Origin of the sequence: Microvirga tunisiensis, assembly GCF_009296175.1 — a bacterium.
Lineage (GTDB): Bacteria > Pseudomonadota > Alphaproteobacteria > Rhizobiales > Beijerinckiaceae > Microvirga > Microvirga tunisiensis.
Window position 1 is genome coordinate 1 of sequence record NZ_VOSK01000748.1, and the last position, 1,415, is coordinate 1,415.

Sequence of the window (1,415 nt, forward strand, 5' to 3'; positions counted from 1 at the left end):
GTTGGCGGCCAGATCCTTGATAAACGCCGCCGCCCACCGTGAGACATCGGAATTCCAAAGAACTTTCGACATGACCTGCCAGCGTGCAACCCGCTCCTCTTGGCTCATGTGCAGCGCGTGCTGAATAGCCTCCGCGACTTCGACCTTGTCGTTCGGGTTGACGATGAGGGCATCCGTGAGCTCCTCGGCAGCCCCGGCGAATTTCGACAGGATGAGCACACCGGGATCCTGCGGGTCCTGAGCGGCCACGTATTCTTTGGCCACGAGATTCATCCCATCCCGCATGGGGGTCACGAGCCCAACCCGGGCCAAGCGGTAAAGGCCAGCGAGGACCCCGCGAGAATAAGTGCTGGTCACGTAATGGATCGGAACCCAGCCAGGCTCACCCAAGGAGCCATTGATCCGCCCCAGCGTCTCATTCACGTCTCGGCTGAGGGTTGCATACTCGGGCACTTCGCTGCGGCTGGTTGGGGCAATCTGCAGATAGGTCACCCGGCCCCGCTGATCCGGATGGCTGACCAGGAAGCGCTCGAAAGCCTCCATGCGTTCAGGAATGCCCTTAGAGTAATCCAGCCGATCAACCCCGATGATCAGCTGGCGGGATCCCAGACCAGCGATCGTCTGCTTGAGAAGCCGGCTTGAGCCAGAGCGTTGGGCTGCTTGCTGGAAACCATTGACGTCAATGCCGATTGGCGCGCTCTTGATGCGAATACGGCGGCTTCCGACATCGAGAAGATCTGCCCTGCGATGGATTGCGCCAAGTTCCTGGACGAGGCTACGTCTGAGGTTGTCCGCATCCCGCTCGGTCTGCACACCGAGAAGATCATAGTCCGGGATGACGCGTAGGAGCTCTGTGCTGCCTGGAAGAGCTCCAAACACTTCAGGAGCAGGCCAGGGAATGTGATGAAAGTACCCGATCGGGTTGCTGATCCCGACAGCCCGCAGCTCGCTCGCGAGGGGGATGAGGTGATAGTCGTGAACCCAGACGAGATCGTCAGGCTGGATCAGATGCGCCAGGGCGCTGGCGAAACTGCGATTGACCCGCAAGTACCCTGCATAATCAGCCCGCGAGAACTCGGACAGACCAATCCGATAGTGCATGATCGGCCAGAGCGCCCGGTTGGCGAAGCCATTATAGTACTCCTGCCGATCACGCGATGTCAGGTCCATGACCGCATACTGCACCTGTCCCTTATCGATGATCTTGGGCTGGGCCGCCGGATGGGCTGAAACCTTGCCGCTCCATCCGAACCACAGCCCCTGGTAAGCTTGAAAGGCCTCGTGCAGGGCCACGGCCAGGCCTCCTGCAGCGGCTTTTCCGGTAGCATCTGGAACAGCCACGCGATTGGAGATGACAACGAGCCGTCGCAAATGCCTCTCCCTCTGTAGCAGGGGAGAGGGTAGCCCAAGGACGA

Annotated in this window: 1 protein-coding gene; it reads right to left on the reverse strand. The window is 60.3% G+C overall.

The window, feature by feature from the left end; translation table 11 throughout:
• A partial coding sequence (locus FS320_RS43360; RefSeq protein WP_152718650.1) for an alpha,alpha-trehalose-phosphate synthase (UDP-forming) occupies positions 1-1,371 on the reverse strand: 1,371 nt, incomplete at its 3' end.
• Positions 1,372-1,415 lie beyond the last annotated feature (44 nt).